This is a genomic window from Mycobacterium europaeum, from assembly GCF_034555895.2.
GTDB classification, from domain to species: Bacteria; Actinomycetota; Actinomycetes; order Mycobacteriales; family Mycobacteriaceae; genus Mycobacterium; species Mycobacterium europaeum.
This window is the reverse complement of the sequence record NZ_CP157315.1, coordinates 879,000-894,028: the sequence shown is the minus strand read 5'-3', so window position 1 is coordinate 894,028 and position 15,029 is coordinate 879,000. Positions and strand designations below refer to the sequence as shown.

The 15,029-nt window shown below is 68.6% G+C and carries 17 protein-coding genes and 1 tRNA gene; 5 read left to right on the top strand and 13 right to left on the bottom strand.

What is annotated here, in order from left to right:
• Window positions 1–27: 27 nt before the first annotated feature.
• Together U8D42_RS04345 and U8D42_RS04340 are read right to left on the bottom strand one after the other, a co-directional pair.
• Window positions 28–1,764, bottom strand: a complete 1,737-nt coding sequence (locus U8D42_RS04345) for an ABC transporter ATP-binding protein (protein ID WP_322859108.1) — start codon at window positions 1,762–1,764, stop codon at window positions 28–30.
• A complete protein-coding gene (locus U8D42_RS04340; protein WP_322859109.1) occupies window positions 1,761–4,343 on the bottom strand; it encodes an ABC transporter ATP-binding protein/permease in 2,583 nt (860 codons plus the stop codon). Before U8D42_RS04340 ends, U8D42_RS04345 begins: the two co-directional genes overlap by 4 nt.
• Window positions 4,344–4,496: 153 nt before the next feature.
• Between U8D42_RS04340 and U8D42_RS04335 the strand changes: the two genes are divergently transcribed.
• Complete coding sequence (locus U8D42_RS04335) at window positions 4,497–4,922, top strand: thiol-disulfide oxidoreductase DCC family protein (RefSeq protein WP_322859110.1); 426 nt, start codon at window positions 4,497–4,499, stop codon at window positions 4,920–4,922.
• On the opposite strand, the gene U8D42_RS04330 is transcribed toward U8D42_RS04335, so the two are convergent.
• On the bottom strand, window positions 4,919–5,227 hold the full coding sequence (locus U8D42_RS04330; RefSeq protein WP_322859111.1) for a hypothetical protein: 309 nt from the start codon (window positions 5,225–5,227) through the stop codon (window positions 4,919–4,921). The two genes, U8D42_RS04335 and U8D42_RS04330, sit on opposite strands and share 4 nt — an antisense overlap.
• Before the next feature lie 87 nt (window positions 5,228–5,314).
• Window positions 5,315–5,398, bottom strand: a tRNA-Leu gene (locus U8D42_RS04325).
• A gap of 430 nt (window positions 5,399–5,828) precedes the next feature.
• On the opposite strand from U8D42_RS04325, the gene U8D42_RS04320 reads away from it, so the two are divergent.
• The 3 genes from U8D42_RS04320 to U8D42_RS04310 are packed head-to-tail and all read left to right on the top strand — an operon-like array spanning window position 5,829 to window position 6,977.
• A complete protein-coding gene (locus tag U8D42_RS04320) occupies window positions 5,829–6,233 on the top strand; it encodes a hypothetical protein (RefSeq protein WP_322859474.1) in 405 nt (134 codons plus the stop codon).
• Window positions 6,234–6,249: 16 nt separating this feature from the next.
• On the top strand, window positions 6,250–6,630 hold the full coding sequence (locus U8D42_RS04315) for a hypothetical protein (protein ID WP_085239199.1): 381 nt from the start codon (window positions 6,250–6,252) through the stop codon (window positions 6,628–6,630).
• Window positions 6,627–6,977 (top strand): DUF3817 domain-containing protein, encoded by a 351-nt coding sequence (locus U8D42_RS04310; RefSeq protein WP_322859112.1) that lies wholly within the window; start codon window positions 6,627–6,629, stop codon window positions 6,975–6,977. Before U8D42_RS04315 ends, U8D42_RS04310 begins: the two co-directional genes overlap by 4 nt.
• Window positions 6,978–7,050: 73 nt before the next feature.
• On the opposite strand, the gene rdgB is transcribed toward U8D42_RS04310, so the two are convergent.
• Window positions 7,051–7,650, bottom strand: a complete 600-nt coding sequence (gene rdgB / locus U8D42_RS04305) for an RdgB/HAM1 family non-canonical purine NTP pyrophosphatase (protein WP_322859113.1) — start codon at window positions 7,648–7,650, stop codon at window positions 7,051–7,053.
• 194 nt (window positions 7,651–7,844) lie between these two features.
• On the opposite strand from rdgB, the gene U8D42_RS04300 reads away from it, so the two are divergent.
• Window positions 7,845–8,945: a ferritin-like domain-containing protein gene (locus U8D42_RS04300; protein ID WP_322859114.1), complete on the top strand. Its 1,101-nt coding sequence runs from the start codon at window positions 7,845–7,847 to the stop codon at window positions 8,943–8,945.
• Window positions 8,946–9,000: 55 nt separating this feature from the next.
• Here U8D42_RS04300 and U8D42_RS04295 read toward each other — a convergent pair whose 3' ends face one another.
• The 8 genes from U8D42_RS04295 to clpS all read right to left on the bottom strand — a co-directional run bounded on the left by U8D42_RS04295 (window position 9,001) and on the right by clpS (window position 14,996).
• Window positions 9,001–9,600 carry a DUF4395 domain-containing protein gene (locus U8D42_RS04295; protein ID WP_244275206.1) on the bottom strand — a complete coding sequence of 200 codons (600 nt, stop codon included), beginning with the start codon at window positions 9,598–9,600 and terminating at the stop codon, window positions 9,001–9,003.
• A 234-nt stretch (window positions 9,601–9,834) separates the two neighbouring features.
• Window positions 9,835–10,614, bottom strand: a complete 780-nt coding sequence (gene rph / locus U8D42_RS04290; protein ID WP_085239203.1) for a ribonuclease PH — start codon at window positions 10,612–10,614, stop codon at window positions 9,835–9,837.
• Between the two features lie 24 nt (window positions 10,615–10,638).
• The gene (locus U8D42_RS04285) at window positions 10,639–11,421 is read right to left on the bottom strand and encodes a cyclic nucleotide-degrading phosphodiesterase (RefSeq protein WP_085239204.1); all 783 of its coding nucleotides are present in this window, start codon (window positions 11,419–11,421) and stop codon (window positions 10,639–10,641) included.
• Window positions 11,422–11,494: 73 nt separating this feature from the next.
• Window positions 11,495–12,310 (bottom strand): glutamate racemase, encoded by an 816-nt coding sequence (gene murI, locus U8D42_RS04280; RefSeq protein ID WP_322859115.1) that lies wholly within the window; start codon window positions 12,308–12,310, stop codon window positions 11,495–11,497.
• A complete protein-coding gene (locus U8D42_RS04275) occupies window positions 12,307–12,987 on the bottom strand; it encodes a rhomboid family intramembrane serine protease (protein ID WP_322859116.1) in 681 nt (226 codons plus the stop codon). Before U8D42_RS04275 ends, murI begins: the two co-directional genes overlap by 4 nt.
• A gap of 36 nt (window positions 12,988–13,023) precedes the next feature.
• A complete protein-coding gene (locus U8D42_RS04270) occupies window positions 13,024–14,067 on the bottom strand; it encodes a P1 family peptidase (RefSeq protein ID WP_322859117.1) in 1,044 nt (347 codons plus the stop codon).
• 16 nt (window positions 14,068–14,083) lie between these two features.
• Complete coding sequence (locus U8D42_RS04265) at window positions 14,084–14,665, bottom strand: DUF2017 domain-containing protein (protein ID WP_322859118.1); 582 nt, start codon at window positions 14,663–14,665, stop codon at window positions 14,084–14,086.
• Window positions 14,666–14,690: 25 nt separating this feature from the next.
• Window positions 14,691–14,996: an ATP-dependent Clp protease adapter ClpS gene (clpS, locus tag U8D42_RS04260; protein ID WP_085239209.1), complete on the bottom strand. Its 306-nt coding sequence runs from the start codon at window positions 14,994–14,996 to the stop codon at window positions 14,691–14,693.
• Between the last annotated feature and the right edge of the window lie 33 nt (window positions 14,997–15,029).

The following is a 15,029-nucleotide window of genomic DNA, read 5'->3' as shown; positions in this document are numbered from 1 at the left end:
GCAAGAGCGCCGGTGGGCAATGGTGAGCTAGTCGGCGAGAATCCGCCATTCGGCGGCCTCGTGCTGCTGGCGCCAGAACTCGTCGAAACGCCCACCCGCCGCCAGCAATTCGCCGACAGTTCCGTCCTCGATCACCCGGCCCTCGTCGAGGAACAGGACGCGGTCGGCGTGGGCGATACTGGCCAAGCGATGCGCGACGATCACCTGGGTGCGCGACCGCGGGTCGAGCGTCAGCGCGTCGACCACCGCGGCCTCGTTCTCGGTGTCCAAAGCGCTGGTCGCCTCGTCGACCAACAGTATCGGCGCCGGCTTGAGCAGTGCCCGCGCGATGCTGACCCGCTGGCGTTCGCCACCGGACAGCGCCGAGCCGGCCTCGCCGACGACCGTGCCAGCGCCGTCGGGCAGCCGCGCGATGAGTTCATCGACGCGGGCGAGCGCGACGGCCCGGGCGAACCGCTCCTCGCCGGCGCCGGGATCACCGGCGAACACGTTGTCACGGACGGACCCGTGAAACAGGTACGGGTGCTGGAAGACGACGGTGCTCGCCGCCCGCCGGGCGTCGGCGTCCAGCGTCGCAGCGTCGACTCCGTCGATCAGGACGCGGCCGCGACCGGGTTCGTGCAGGCCGGCGATCAGGCCCAGGATGGTGCTCTTGCCCGATCCCGACGGGCCGACGATCGCCGTCGTGCTGCCGGGCTCCAAGCTGAAGCTCACGCCGTCGAGCACCGGTGCGGTCGCGCCGTCATAGCGGAACATGACGTCGTCGAACTCGATGCGGGGGGCCGTGGCGGCGGGCAACGTAGCGGTGCCGGCGTCCATCAGCGGCGCGGTGAGGACCGCGCGAATGCGGTCGAGCGTGGCGCGGGTGCTCTCCAACGCCGGCGCCAGCTCGCTGATCGTGGTGAACGGCTCCAGGTACCGCACGATCACGACGATGAAGGCGATGGCTTCGGGAACGGTGACGGTCTTGTTGACGGTCATCACCGCGGTCGCCCCGGCGAGCAGGATCAGCGACAGCTGGCTGGCGAGGCTGAACAGCAGCTGGCCGGGAACCTGCATGGACAGCAACCGCATGGTCGCGCCGTGCTGGGCGGCCAGCGCGTCGCCGACCAGACTGCGCGCCGGCTCGACCCGTCGGGCGGCGCGCAACGCCTGCTGGGTGCGGGCGAATTCGATGATCCGTTCGGTGAGAGCGCTGTTGGCCTCGTCAGCCGCGGCATCCGCGCGCCGCGCCAGCCGCGCCGACGCCCACAGCGCACCCAGCAGCAGCGGCACACCGCCCAGCGCGGCCACCCCGAGCTGCCACGAGATCGGGAGTAGGGCCAGCCCGATGGCCGCGGGCAGCAGGATGGCGGAGGTCAGCGGCGTCAGCAGGTTGACGACCAGACCGACCAGTTCCGGCCCGGTGGCGGCGATCGCCTGCCGCGCGGTCGCGGTGCGCTCGGCGGTGAACCACTCCAGACGCACCCGGGGCAACCGGTCCGCCACGTGGTGCTGGCTGTGGTCGAGCACGGCAAAACCCAGTTCGAAGCCGATGCGCGCGGTCGCGGTGTCGATGACCCAGCCGATCGCGGTGGCGGCGGTGAGCCACCCCAGCCACACCAATGCGTGCTCCGGGGTGTCGCCGAACAGGGCGCCCACCAGTGGCACCAGCAATACGGTGGCCACCGCCCGCACCGCCACGGAGGCCAAGGCGAGCACGGTGTAGGCGATCACCCGGCCGCGGCGATCCGCCGGAACCAGGCCCAACCACGTGCGAATCATTGCGCCCTCTCCTGCGCCGTCGCGACCACCCGATCCCGCCGGCCGCTTTCCCACAGCCGTCGATAGCGGCCGTCGGCGGCCAGCAGCTGGTCATGGTCGCCGCTTTCGGCGACCCGGCCGTGGTCGAGCACGACGATCTGATCGGCGCCGGTGATGGTGTGCAGACGATGGGCGATCACCAGCACGGTGCGGTCCCGGGTCAGCCGGTTGAGCGCTTGCTGCACAAGGTATTCCGACTCCGGGTCGGCGAACGCGGTGGCCTCGTCGAGGATCAGCACCGGGGTGTCCGCCAGGATCGCACGGGCAATGGTGAGCCGCTGCCGTTCACCGCCCGACAGGCCGGCTCCCGCGCCCAGCACGGTGTCGTAGCCGTCCGGCAACCGCATGATCCGGTCGTGGACCTGCGCCTGGCGCGCGGCCTCCTCGACTTGCGCGGCGGTGGCGCCCGGGACGGCCAGCGCGATGTTGTCCGCGACGGTGCCGTGCACCAACTGGGTTTCCTGCAGAACGAACCCCACCTTCGCGTAGAGCTCATCGGCGGTCATCGACCGGATGTCCTGTCCCCCAATGCGTATCGCGCCAGTGTCGACGTCATGGAACCGGGCGAGCAGGGCGGCCAGCGTCGACTTGCCGGACCCGGACGGGCCGACGAGGGCGGTCACGCTGCCCGGGCGCAGCGTCAGCGACACGCCCCGGATCACCGGGACACCCGGTCGATAGCCGAAGCTGACGTCGTCGAACACCACCGTCGCCGACGGATCCGCGGACCGGTCCGGCTGCCGTACGGCCAGTTCGGGCTCGTCGAGGGCGTTCTGCAGGCGCCGGGCGGCCAGCATGCCCGCGCTGATGCCACCTACGCCGTAGGCGATGCCGAGCAGCCGCGCACCGAAGGTGGTGCCCAGCAACAGGAATGGGACGAGGTTCACCGGATTCATCCGTCCGGTGACGGCGAGCAGCGTACCCGTGAGCACGATGAGCCACAGAAAGGTCGAGGGTCGGGTAACCAGGTCCATGAGTGTCTTCTTGCCGGCCAGGGGGCGCTGCCACGAGACCAGGAATTCGACGTAGGAGTCCAGCTGGCGCCGGAAGCTGGATGCGGCCGCGCCACCGAAGACGCGGATCACCGGCTGGCCCTCCAGGTAGGCGCCGGCCTCGCCGCTCATCTTCTCGGCCCAGCGCTGCGACTGCGGGATGCGCGGGCCCGACTGGATCGTGAGCGACGACGTCAACACCAGGTACCCGAGGACGGGCAGGAAGAGCACCAGCGCCACCCGCCAGTCGACGGCGAACAGGTAGATCAGCACCGCCACGGGCGCGATGATCGCCGCGACGGCATCGGGGATGGCGTGGGTGACCAGATAGTGCAACGACAGCGTGTCGTCGTGCAGCAGCTGCTTGATCGAGCCCGATCCGCGCGCGGTGAACCAGCCCAGCGGCAGCCGAGAGAGCTTGCGCAGCAACCGGGAACGCAGGTGCGCGGCGAACCGCGCGTCGACGACGTGCAGCCACAGCGTGAGAGCCGCACCGAGCACCGAGCCCGTTCCCAGCAGGACGATGGCCGCGATCCCGAGATCCCGGAGGCGCGCCGCGGGCGCCCCGGCCACCAGCAGCCGGGCCAGCTCGACCAGCAGCACGAACGGCGCCAGCTGTACCACCGTGACGACGGCCTGCAGCACGCCGGACAGGATCAACGGCCAACGCAGCGGCGCGAGCAATCGGCCGGCGCCCTGGGCGCGCCACCTGCCGCGCTCCGCCGGGGCGGGCGCCCGGTCGGCGGGCTCTGGAGCCGAAACCTGCTCCGGTGCAACGTCATCCGCGGGCGCCGGCTCGTCGCCGCGGCGGGTGCCCATCGCACGCCCGGCGCTCCAGTAGGCCTGGGCGTGTATCTCGGACTTGGGAAAGCCGAATTCGTCGCGCAGCCGCGCCCGGACGTGCTTGAGGACTGTCGCCTCGGGCGTGGCCCAGGCGTACCAGTTGGACCAGTCCCGGTTGTCGATCGCCGCCGCAAGCGATGTCTCGTCACGGCGGGCGATCCAGCGCACTCGCAGCCGGGGATGCGGGGCGATCGGGATCAGGAGGTCATTCTCGTCGTGCTGCTCGAGATACATCTCGATCGGCACGTCGTCGGGAACGACTCCGATGATCCCGTTCATGCCCGGGATCGACGCGGAATCGCCGATCAGGAGATAGCCTGCCGGTTGCTCGTCGGGCACGTCGAAGCGCGACGATCCCATCAGCGCCATGACGGCGATCGTGGCGCCGGGTTGGACGGTGCGCGCCCACTTCGACGCGGGGCCGGCGGGCTCGTGTAGCACGATGTCGACGGCGAAGCGGCCGCTGGGGACGTCCGCCTCGGAGATGGTGTACGCGCGCTGGAACTCGGTGTTGGATCCGTCCGGGTCCGGGAACCAGAACCGCAGCCACGCGGCGGGTTCGGCGTCGACGTCTTCGAACAACGTCGGTGACGTCATCCGCACCCGCACGAAATGTGGTGCGATGCGGACGGTTTCGAGCACCGTCGCGATATGGTCGCGGGCGCCGAAGCTCCGCAACATCACGCCCTGGAACCCGCGTGCCATCAGCGGTCCTTCCCCGCGGCGCGCAGGGCCGCGACGACTTCACCGAAAGAACGGCCCGGCGGACCTTCCGCTCGATAAGTTACCGCAAAACTAAGGGTTGCCTTACCAAAGGTCAAACCGTGGTGGTCGCCGAGCGGCAAGTAGCCTGGTGGTGTGAGCGGTGAACCGGCGTCGCCCGTCTTGCTCTACGACGGAGTCTGCGGTGTCTGCAACTCGGCGGTGCAGACGATCCTTCGGTTCGATCCGAACGGACCGCTGCGGTTCGCGGCGCTCGACAGCGACTTCGCCCGGGGTGTCTTCGCTCGGCATCCGGCTATCGGGCAGGTGGACTCGATGGTGTTCGTCGACGAGCCCGGCCAGCCCACCGAGCGCGTCGCCATCCGGTCCGCCGCCGCGTTGCGCGTGGTCGACTACCTTGGCGGCCCGTGGAAGCTCCTCGACGTGGCCCGCGTCATCCCCACCCCCCTGCGCGACTGGCTCTACGACAAGTTCGCCCGCGTCCGCTATCGCATCTTCGGCAAGCACGACACCTGCCCGTTGCCGCCACCGGAGGTTCGCGCGCGCTTCCTGGAGGCTTAGTCCACGGCGAGGTCGGCCTCGGACTCCTTGCGCTTCAGCTCGGCCAGCTTGCGGTCCTCGGCCGCGAATTCGCGATGGTGCGCCGCCGATTCGCGGTGCACGCCCACATGCGACACGCCCTGTTCGACGGCCTGGTCTTGCACCCGCGCCACTTCTTCGTGCTTGAGGGCCGATTCTTCGAGGCTGCGCGCGGCCGAGAGGCCGGCATGCGCCGCCCGTTCGCGGGCCGCCGCGGCCCTGCGCTCGGCAAGTTCCGCATCCTCCGCGGTAAACGCTTGCTCGCCTGTCTTGTTTCCGGTGCCCATGGTGTCTCCTCGTATCCCGTGCAGTCACAGGTACCCGGCACAGAGCGTTTAACGCCTCGCGATCGCCAGACACAGTGCGGGCGGAGGTGCGGGCGGAGGGACTCGAACCCTCAAGCTCTCACGAGCACCGGCACCTAAAGCCGGCATGTTTGCCAATTTCATCACGCCCGCAGCGTGCTGATCCTACCGCTCGGTGCACGGACGGACCTGTCGGCGTTCGCTCCTAACGTGAGTTCAACACGGCGGCAAAGGAGGCGCGGAGATGCGGTCCGCTGAAGAGTTCGAAGCCGTGCGAAAGCTGGTCGCACAGGGCCTGAACGATTGCGCGATCGCGCGTCAGACAGGAGTACCGCGACGGACTATATGGGGTTGGCGGTATTGCGAGTCACCAATCCGGTTACGGAGTCCGAGCGGATCTTCCCCTTGCAACGTTCAGCACGAGTTCGCCGCCCTTCCCCCGGCCGCGTACTGCTATGTGTTGGGGCTGTACCTCGGCGACGGGTGCATCTCGAAGAGCCGTCGCGTCTGGCGGTTGAGAATCACCCTTGACGACAGATATCCACAGATCATCGATCGCTGCCGAAGAGCGATCGACGTGCTGATGCCGCGACAGCGCGCCGCAGTTCTGCGCCGTGCCAGCAACTGCACCGAAGTCTCGCTGTACTCCAAGCACTGGCCGTGCCTGCTGCCCCAACACGGGCCCGGCAAGAAGCACCTGCGGCCAATTCGACTGCAGCCGTGGCAGGAGGTGCTCGTCACCCAGGCCACCGAAGAGTTCATCCGCGGCCTCATCGACAGCGACGGGTGCCGGGTGGTGGCGAACGACCGAGGGGTCCGCAGCGTCCGTTACCACTTTTCGAACCGGTCGGACGACATCCGCGGCTTGTTCACGGCGGCGCTCGACCACCTCGACATCCCGTGGACCCGGCCGAGCAAGTACGTCATCGCCGTGTACCGCAAGGCGGCGGTGGCACGCCTCGACGAATTCGTCGGACCCAAATCGTGAGCGGTACCGTCAAGGGGTGTCCACTACCCGTCGTCGCAGGCCCGCGCTGATCGCCTTGGTGATCGTCGCGGCCTGCGGCTGCCTGGCGCTGGGCTGGTGGCAGTGGACCCGGTTCCAGTCGGTTTCGGGCACGTTCCAAAACCTCGGCTACGCGCTGCAGTGGCCGCTGTTCGCCTGGTTCTGCGTCTACGCATACCGCAAATATGTGCGCTACGAAGAGATGCCGCCGGAACCCCGGCGCGGCCCCGAGCTCACCGAGATACCCGCCGGCCTGCTGCCCGAGCGCCCCGGGCCGATGCAACCGCCGTCCGACGATCCCGCGCTGGCGGAGTACAACGCCTACCTGGCCGAGCTTGCCAAACAAGACACCGAGAAAGAGAACAGGACCACCGCATGACCACACCGGAGACGCCCGAGGCGTCGGCTTCGGCATTTCCCGTCGAGAAGATCCGCACCGCGCTGCTCGCCTACCGGGTCATGGCGTGGGCGACGGGTCTGTGGCTGATCGCGCTGTGCTACGAGATCGTCTCGCACCTTGTCATGCACCACGAGATCCGCTGGATCGAGGTGGTCCACGGCTGGGTGTACTTCATCTATGTCCTGACCGCGTTCAACCTGGCGGTCAAGGTGCGGTGGCCGATCGCCAAGACGATCGGTGTGCTGCTCGCCGGGACCATCCCGCTGCTGGGCATCATCGTCGAGCACTTCCAGACCAGGGACGTCAAGGCGCGCTTCGGCCTGTAAAGCCCCCGAGTGCACGCCTAGCTGCACACTCGAGGGGCCGAACGTGCGGCCAGCTTCACACTCGTCCATACACCTAGGCCAGCTCACGCAACGCCGGTACCAGGAGCGCGAGCGCGCGACCGCGATGGGAAACCGCGTCCTTCTCCTCGGGGGTGAGCTCCGCCGCGGTGCGGTCGGAGCCGTCCGGGACGAAGACCGGGTCGTATCCGAAACCGCCCCCGCCCCGTGGTTCTCGGGCGATGCTGCCGGGCCACTCGCCGCGGACGACGACCTCGCCGGACGGCCCGGCCAGGGCGCACGCGGACACGAACGCGGCACCGCGCCGTTCGTCGGGCACGTCACGCAACTGCGCCAGCAGCAGCGCGGTGTTCGCCGCGTCGTCGCCGTGCTTACCCGACCAGCGTGCCGACAGCACGCCGGGCATGCCGTTCAGCGCGGCCACCTCGAGGCCGGAGTCGTCGGCCACTGAAGCAAGGCCCGTCGCCGCGAAGGCATCCCGCGCCTTGGCCAACGCGTTCTGCTCGAAGGTCGCGCCGTCTTCGGGCGCTTCGTCGAAGGGGGGTACGTCGCGCAGAGACACCAACTTCAGCCCCGTCAAGCCGGCCGCGTCGAGCACCCGGCGCAATTCGGCCAGCTTCTTGGGGTTGCGGCTGGCGACCAGCAACTCGGTCAACGGTTGATCCCATCCATGCCATCACCTCCGCAAGAGCTACCCGCGCGTACGACAACAAATTAGCCGGAATGCCCGCGCTGCCGTCCGGCCCGACGAGGACCCCAACCTCGAAAGGCTTGACAGCCCCGCCCGAGGCGCGCACTGTGATACTCGTCATATGACCACTGGTCATACCAGGTAGAGAGGGGCAGCCGATGACCACCAGGGACAAGTACACGGACGTGCCCTCCCCGTACTCGTGGGAGGTCCCCAGCGCCGGCAACGCGCGCTTCACCTGGGAATACGACGAGGGGCGCGCGCGACTTCTCTCGCTGTACCAAAAGGGCAAGGACAAGCAGTGGGATGCGCAGTTGCGCATCGACTGGGCACAAGACGTCGACCCGATGAACCCGGTCGGACTGCCCGACGAATTCCACCCGCTGTTCGGCAGCCCGATGTGGGACGCCGCCGACGACGCGCGCCGCGCCGAGATGCGCCAGCACTTCCAGGCCTGGCAGCTCTCGCAGTTCCTGCACGGCGAGCAGGGTGCGATGGTGTGCGCGGCCAAGATCGTCGAGGTCGTCCCGGACCTGGACGCGAAGTTCTACGCGGCCACCCAGACCATGGACGAGGCCCGGCACGTCGAGGCGTTCTCCCGGCTCCTGCAGGAGAAGGCCGGCTTGGTCTACCCGATCAACAAGCACCTGACCGCACTGCTGGACGACACCCTGCGCGACTCGCGCTGGGACATGCCCTACCTCGGCATGCAGGTCCTGATCGAAGGTCTCGCACTCGCCGCCTTCGGTGTGCTGCGCGACATGGCGGCGCCCGACTCGCTGGCCAAGCAGGTGCTGGCTTACGTCATGCAGGACGAGGCCCGGCACGTCGCCTTCGGCCGAATCTCGCTGAAGGACTACTACTCCGCGCTGACCGAGGCGGAGCGGGACGAGCGTGAAGAGTTCGTCGTGGACGCCTGCTACCTGATGCGCGACCGGTTCCGCGGCGAGGAGGTCTTCGAGACCCTGGGCCTGGACGTCAAAGCGTGCGCAGAGTGGGTCGACACGTCACCGCTGATGATCCAGTTCCGCTCGCACCTGTTCAGCCGCATCGTGCCGATCGTCAAGGACATCGGCCTGTGGGGCGACAAGGTGCAGAAGGCTTTCCGGGACATGGGCGTCCACGACATGGCCGGCTTCGACATCGAGGCGCTGATGAAGGCCGACGAAGACCAAGCCGAAGCTCTGGACAAGGCACACGCCGAAATGGCCGACCGGGCCCTCGAGGTGGACCAGGTGATCGCGGCGGGCGCGAGCTGATCCAGTCCGGTTTGACGATCGGGCGATCCTGAGCCGCCCGCATTTCGCCTCGGGCCTACGCGCGACTTTCCAAGTTGATTGCGGGACGTTCCTGGTTTATTGCGGGTTGGGTTGCTATTCCCCTGACGTAAGGGACTTCGCAGTCCTGACAACCCCAAAACATTTTGTGCATGTAACAGCCGACACAAAATCCCAGCGTGGCCTCCGACCACGTGAGGACAAAACAGACCGCAACAACAGCCGCCATCGCCACGGGCGACGCCCCCAACAGGCGCATGCCGAGGCACGTCGCTGCCAAACCGGCACCGAGCAACCATGCGAACCGTTTCGGCCGCGTTGGCTTCCACACCGGACGAATGCCCATTGTCAACGCCGTGCCGAGAATTCCCGTGGGGCTGAACGGAGTTAGCCCGGTAAACGCCGCGACCAGCATGTCGAAAAGCACCAGCGGACCAACGATGATCACCGGATCGGTTTCCGGTCGCATGAGCAATAACGCGATCGTGATTGCCGAGATGATGTTCAGCAAACCCGCCCTTGCGCGGGTCGCCACTTCATTGATCCGCGGTTCCGCATGTTCATGCGTCATCTGCCCCATGGCCCACCAGGGCGTATTGAGAAAAGCATGTTCAAGTGGGACTGGCCGACTGCCCATCAATTGATCCTAAAAACGGGGGAAACATTGGCTTGCCTAAATTCAATTAGACGTCGGCCAGTTTACCATGACGCTATTGTGGGCAGCCCCGGCCGGAAGCTTTCATTCGACGACAAAGGCAACGCTACGACCGGCCGCAGGCCACCCTGTGACCAAGGCGACAGGCCGGCGGAGTCGAATGGTTCGACCCTTTCCGCGAGGCCCCCACACGGCTCCGCCGCGGGGGCGGGGCGGTCAGCTGCCGAACGCCTTCGGCGCCGAGGCCCCCTCGGGCAGTTCACCCGGGTAAGGCAGGGCCAGCGCCTCGCGCTGGGCGGCGAACAACTTGTCGCAGGCGGCGAGCGCCACGTCGAGCAGCTTGTCCAGTGTCGAGCGCGGGAAGGTCGCCCCCTCGCCGGTCCCCTGCACCTCGACGAGTGTGCCGGTGTCGGTGGCGACGACATTCATGTCGACCTCGGCCCGCGCGTCCTCCTCGTAGGGCAGGTCCACCCGGATCCTGCCGTCGACCACCCCGACGCTGACGGCCGCGATGGCGCACGACAACGGTCGGGGATCGGACAGCTTGCCCGCCGCCGCCAGGTAGGTCACGGCGTCGGCCAGCGCCACGAAGGCACCCGTGATGGCGGCGGTCCTGGTGCCGCCGTCGGCCTGCAGCACATCGCAGTCGACGGCGATCGTGTTCTCCCCCAACGCCGCCAAATCGATGCAGGCCCGCAGCGACCGGCCGATCAGCCTGCTGATCTCCTGGGTGCGCCCGGACAGGCGTCCCTTCACGGATTCGCGGTCGGAGCGCGAGTGGGTGGCCGACGGCAGCATCGCGTACTCGGCGGTCAGCCAGCCGAGACCCGATCCCTTACGCCAGCGGGGCACTCCCTCGGTGACGCTGGCGGTGCACATCACCTTGGTGTGCCCGAACTCGATCAGCACCGACCCCGCGGGGTGATCGGTGAATCCGCGAGTGATGACTACGGGGCGCAGCTCGTCGTCAAGGCGGCCGTCTTCTCGTCTCGTCACGACGCCAACCCTAACCCGGGGTGCTCAGACCCTTTCGGAGCGGCGGATGTCGAACGTTTCGCCGCACACCACCGCATGCACGGGGCCGTCGAACTCCGCCTTGGCCTCGCTGATCACGTCCTCCCGCGACGTCCACGGCGGGATGTGCGTCAGCAACAGTTCGCGGACGCCGGCCTCCGCCGCCGTCCGGCCGGCCTCGGTGCCCGACAGATGCAGAGCGGGCGGGCGGTCCGGCGAATGCGTCCAGGAGGCCTCGCACAGGAAGACGTCGGCGTCCCGGGCCAGCTCGACCAGTTGGTCACACACGCCGGTGTCACCGCTGTAGACGAGCGAGGCGCCGGTGGAGTCGGTGATCCGCATGCCGTAGGACTCCGTCGGGTGGGCCACCACGCGGGGCGTCACCGTGAGCGATCCGAACGTCACCGGTTCGCCGTCGACCCAGTGCCGAACGTCGAAAATGTCTGAGCAGTCGTCGATTTCGCCGCCGTACGGCGACGACGCCGCACCCAACCGCGACCAGGTGTCGCCGGGGCCGTACAACAGCGCCTTGCCGCCCGGGCGCGACGGGTGGTAGCGGCGCCACACGAACAATCCGGGCAGATCCAGGCAGTGGTCGGCATGCAGGTGAGTCAGGAGCACGTGCACGGAGGCGGGATCGGCGTAGCGCTGGAGCGCGCCCAACACGCCGCCGCCGAAGTCGAGGACCAATGGCGGGGTGTCCGGTGCCCGGAGCAGATAACCCGACGCGGGCGAATCCGGCCCCACCACGCTGCCCGAGCAGCCGAGCACGGTTATTCGCACGGACACTACTGTGCCATGCCCGATAGGACCGTGACGAAAACATCGCCGCATTCGTGTGATGAGAATCTCGTCATCAGCACTAGTCGATTCGCACGTGGTGGACGGGCTGCACACCGGTGACCGCCGGGCCCAGGAACCGCGCCGCCAACGCGGTGAATGCCTCGGGGTCGCCGGTGGCCTCGAAGACCCGGGTCGCGGGTGGCGCGTCGTGAGGACGCAGCAGCTCACGTTCGGTGAGCACCCGAAGGACCTCCTTGGCGGTTTCCTCGGCGCTGGACACCAGCGTCACGTGGTCGCCCATCGCCAGCTGAATCAGCCCCGACAGCAGCGGATAGTGCGTGCAGCCGAGCACCAGCGTGTCCACCTGCGCGCGCTGTAGCGGTTCGAGGTAACCCTCGGCCAGCCCGAGCACCTGACGCCCACTGGTCACGCCCCGCTCCACGAAGTCGACGAACCGCGGGCAGGCCACCGCGGTGATCTCGGTGTCGCGGGCGGCGGCAAACGCGTCCTGGTAGGCGTGCGAGTTGATCGTCGCGCACGTGCCGATGACGCCGATGCGCCCGTTCCGGGTGGTGGCGACCGCGCGGCGCACCGCCGGCAGGATCACCTCGACGACCGGCACGTCGTAACGCTCGCGAGCGTCCCGCAGGCAGGCCGCCGACGCCGTGTTGCAGGCGATCACCAACGCCTTGACCCCGCGCTCGACGAGGTCGTCCCCGATGGCCAGCGCGTGCGCGCGGACCTCGGGGATGGTGAGCGGACCGTACGGCCCGTGGCCGGTGTCGCCGACGTAGACGATGTCCTCGTCGGGCAATTGGTCGATGATCGCCCGTGCGACGGTCAGCCCCCCGACGCCGGAATCGAAGATCCCGACGGGTGCCATCGGCGAGCTCATGTCTTGGGGCGCGGCACCGCGCTGCCGGCTTTTCTCTTCGCGCGCGCCTTACGTTCCGGTGCGGACAACCAGTACGCGGCGACGACGCCGGCCAAAGCGCCGCACAGGTGCCCCTGCCACGACACCCCGCCGCATCTGCCCAGCACCGGCATGGCACCCAACAGCACACCGCCGTAGGCGAACAACACCACCAGCCCGATCGCGATGTCGGCGAACCTGCGCACGAAGATGCCGAACACGAGCAGGAAGGCCAGCCAGCCGAAGATCAGGCCGGAGGCCCCGATGTGGTCGGTCGGCCCGCAGGAGCTGCCCACGTTGCCGATGAGCCAGGTGCCGAACCCGCCCACGATCCACACGATCGCGGTGGCCCAGACGAACCGGCTCAGACCGGCCAGCGTCATCAGGAAACCCAGCACCAAGAGCGGGATGGTGTTGGCCATCAGATGCTGCCAGTTGGCGTGCAGGACCGGGGCGAAGACGATTCCCCACAGGCCGTCGGCTTCCAGCGGCCGGATGCCGTTCTCGTCCAGGGAATGCCCCGTCAGCTGGTCGACGAGCTCGATCAGGTAGAGCAGCGCGACGAAGGTGAGGATCGTCGTCCCGCCCACCACCCACGCCGGCCGCTTCGGCTGGGTCGCCGGTGCGCCGGCGCGCCCCTTGCGGGTGGTCTTACCCATAGCTGCAGGTTACCGGCGCGGGCGGCGGTGAACCCCTCATGGGGCGAACGCCCCGGGCAAGGTGTCGCGGTAGGTCGGTATGCCCGCGACCGAATCGGCGGCGAAGACGCCGGACAGCACCGCACGCGCGACGCAGTCGGCCGCAGCGGCACCCACTTCCGCGGCCAGCCGCATCTCCGGCGAGAAGGCCGCGGGCGCGTCGGGCGGGGCCGGCACTTCCACCGCCCCGGTGGCCAGTGCGAACACCGTGTCGCCGTCGTATGGGGTGTGTGCGGGCCGAACGGTGCGGGCCAGCCCGTCCTGGGCGGCGACGGCGACCCGCCGGCACGCGGCCGGGCTCAGCGACGCGTCGGTCGCCACCACCCCGATGACGGTGTTGAGCGGGTTCTCCAGCGGGCCGGACGCGGTCGGCAGTTGGGCGAAGGCGTCGACCTGCTCGGCCGGCGGTGGACGCAGGGCGAACTCCCGGATCAGGTCCGCCATCCACGGCAGGCCGGTGGCGCGGTCGGCGACGTCGCCGGCGGAGTTCACCACGACCACCGCGCCGACGGTCACACCGCACGGCAGCGTCGTCGAGGCCGTCCCGACGCCGCCCTTGAGCACCCCGGCGCGCGCCCCGACGCCGGCGCCGACGCTGCCCACGGCCAGCGCATCCTCGGGGCCCACGGCGGCTTCACAGGCCAGGTAGCCGAACTCGGCCGTCGGGCGTCGACCCCAGCCACCGACGGGCAGGTCGAAGATCACCGCGCCGGGCACGATGGGCACCACCCCGCCGTCCATCGCCACGCCGCGTTCTCGTTCCTCCAGCCAGCGCATGACGCCGTCGGCGGCGGCCAGACCGTAGGCGCTGCCGCCGGCGAGCAACACCGCGTCGACGTACCGGACGGTGTTGGCCGGGTCCAGCAGGTCGGTCTCCCGGGTGCCGGGCGCACCGCCGCGGCAGTCGACCGCGCCCACGGTCCCGGGCGGGGTCAGCACGACGGTGACGCCGCGGGCCCACCCTTCGCCGAGGGACGCGTCGGGGTCGAGCCGGTGATGGTGGCCGACGCGGATGCCCCCGACGTCGGTGATGGCGGTCATCCGGCGCCCAGCGGGGTCATCTGTTCCCCATGAGCACCAGGACGAGGTATTCCTGTAGAACGGTCAACCACTGGTAAACGTCGAAGTGCACTGCCAGCGGGTGGTCGTCGGGCAGGCGCTCGGGCCCCTCCGGGCCGACCTCGAGCATGACGCCCAGCGTCAGCCGAATGTCGTTGACCGCCGCGATCCAGGCGTTCGCGTCCTCCTCGGTGAGGTCGAAGCGGCCGCCGTCGTTCGGAATGGTGTCCAGCAACCGTTGTGCGGCAAGGCGTTTGGCGTGGATGATCTCAGGCTCGTGCAGACTGCGCAGCGCGGCGTTGAGGCTGTCGGCTTCGTCGGGAGCCAGCGGGTCATCGTCGTCTTGACGGAAGAAATCGGGCAGCAGCCGGCGCAGAGTCGGATCCTTCGGCGGATCGCTGTTGCCGGTCTTTATGCCGGTGATCTCCTCGAGTTCGTCTGCGGGCGCCGAAGATTCACGCTCGTCGAGCAACCCGACCATGGCCGTGGCCAGGTTTTTCAGCAGGGCCGCCTCGTGAGACGCCAGGGCGGACCGAAAACGGGGACCGTCTGCGGTCTCGACGCGCTTCCACTTGCGCACGGGTAATCGCCGAAGCCCTCGAGGATCACCGGTCCTGCTGCAGTGTCGCCCACAACCCGGCGGCATGCAGCTTGGACACGTCGACTTCCATGGACTCCCGGCTGCCCGCAGACACCACCGCCTTGCCTTCGTTGTGCACCTGCAACATCAGCTTGGTGGCGTGCGGCTCGCTGTAGCCGAACAACTTCTGGAACACATACGTCACGTAGGTCATCAGGTTGACCGGGTCATCCCACACGATCGTGACCCACGGGCTCGCCGTGACGTCTACCGGAGCGGACTCTCGTTGTCCTGTAGTGCCCGGCTTAGCGGGCGCTGACATTACAACCATGGCTTACAGGATAGCGAGCGACCGGTGACGTTT

Coding starts and splice junctions, on each gene's coding strand:
- U8D42_RS04345 (WP_322859108.1), bottom strand. CDS start 1,764: ATGATTCGCACGTGGTTGGGCCTGGTTCCGGCGGATCGCCGCGGCCGG.
- U8D42_RS04340 (WP_322859109.1), bottom strand. CDS start 4,343: ATGGCACGCGGGTTCCAGGGCGTGATGTTGCGGAGCTTCGGCGCCCGC.
- U8D42_RS04330 (WP_322859111.1), bottom strand. CDS start 5,227: ATGGGCACCGGAAACAAGACAGGCGAGCAAGCGTTTACCGCGGAGGAT.
- U8D42_RS04320 (WP_322859474.1), top strand. CDS start 5,829: ATGCCGCGACAGCGCGCCGCAGTTCTGCGCCGTGCCAGCAACTGCACC.
- U8D42_RS04310 (WP_322859112.1), top strand. CDS start 6,627: ATGACCACACCGGAGACGCCCGAGGCGTCGGCTTCGGCATTTCCCGTC.
- U8D42_RS04300 (WP_322859114.1), top strand. CDS start 7,845: ATGACCACCAGGGACAAGTACACGGACGTGCCCTCCCCGTACTCGTGG.
- U8D42_RS04295 (WP_244275206.1), bottom strand. CDS start 9,600: ATGGGCAGTCGGCCAGTCCCACTTGAACATGCTTTTCTCAATACGCCC.
- murI (WP_322859115.1), bottom strand. CDS start 12,310: ATGAGCTCGCCGATGGCACCCGTCGGGATCTTCGATTCCGGCGTCGGG.
- U8D42_RS04275 (WP_322859116.1), bottom strand. CDS start 12,987: ATGGGTAAGACCACCCGCAAGGGGCGCGCCGGCGCACCGGCGACCCAG.
- U8D42_RS04270 (WP_322859117.1), bottom strand. CDS start 14,067: ATGACCGCCATCACCGACGTCGGGGGCATCCGCGTCGGCCACCATCAC.
- clpS (WP_085239209.1), bottom strand. CDS start 14,996: ATGGTTGTAATGTCAGCGCCCGCTAAGCCGGGCACTACAGGACAACGA.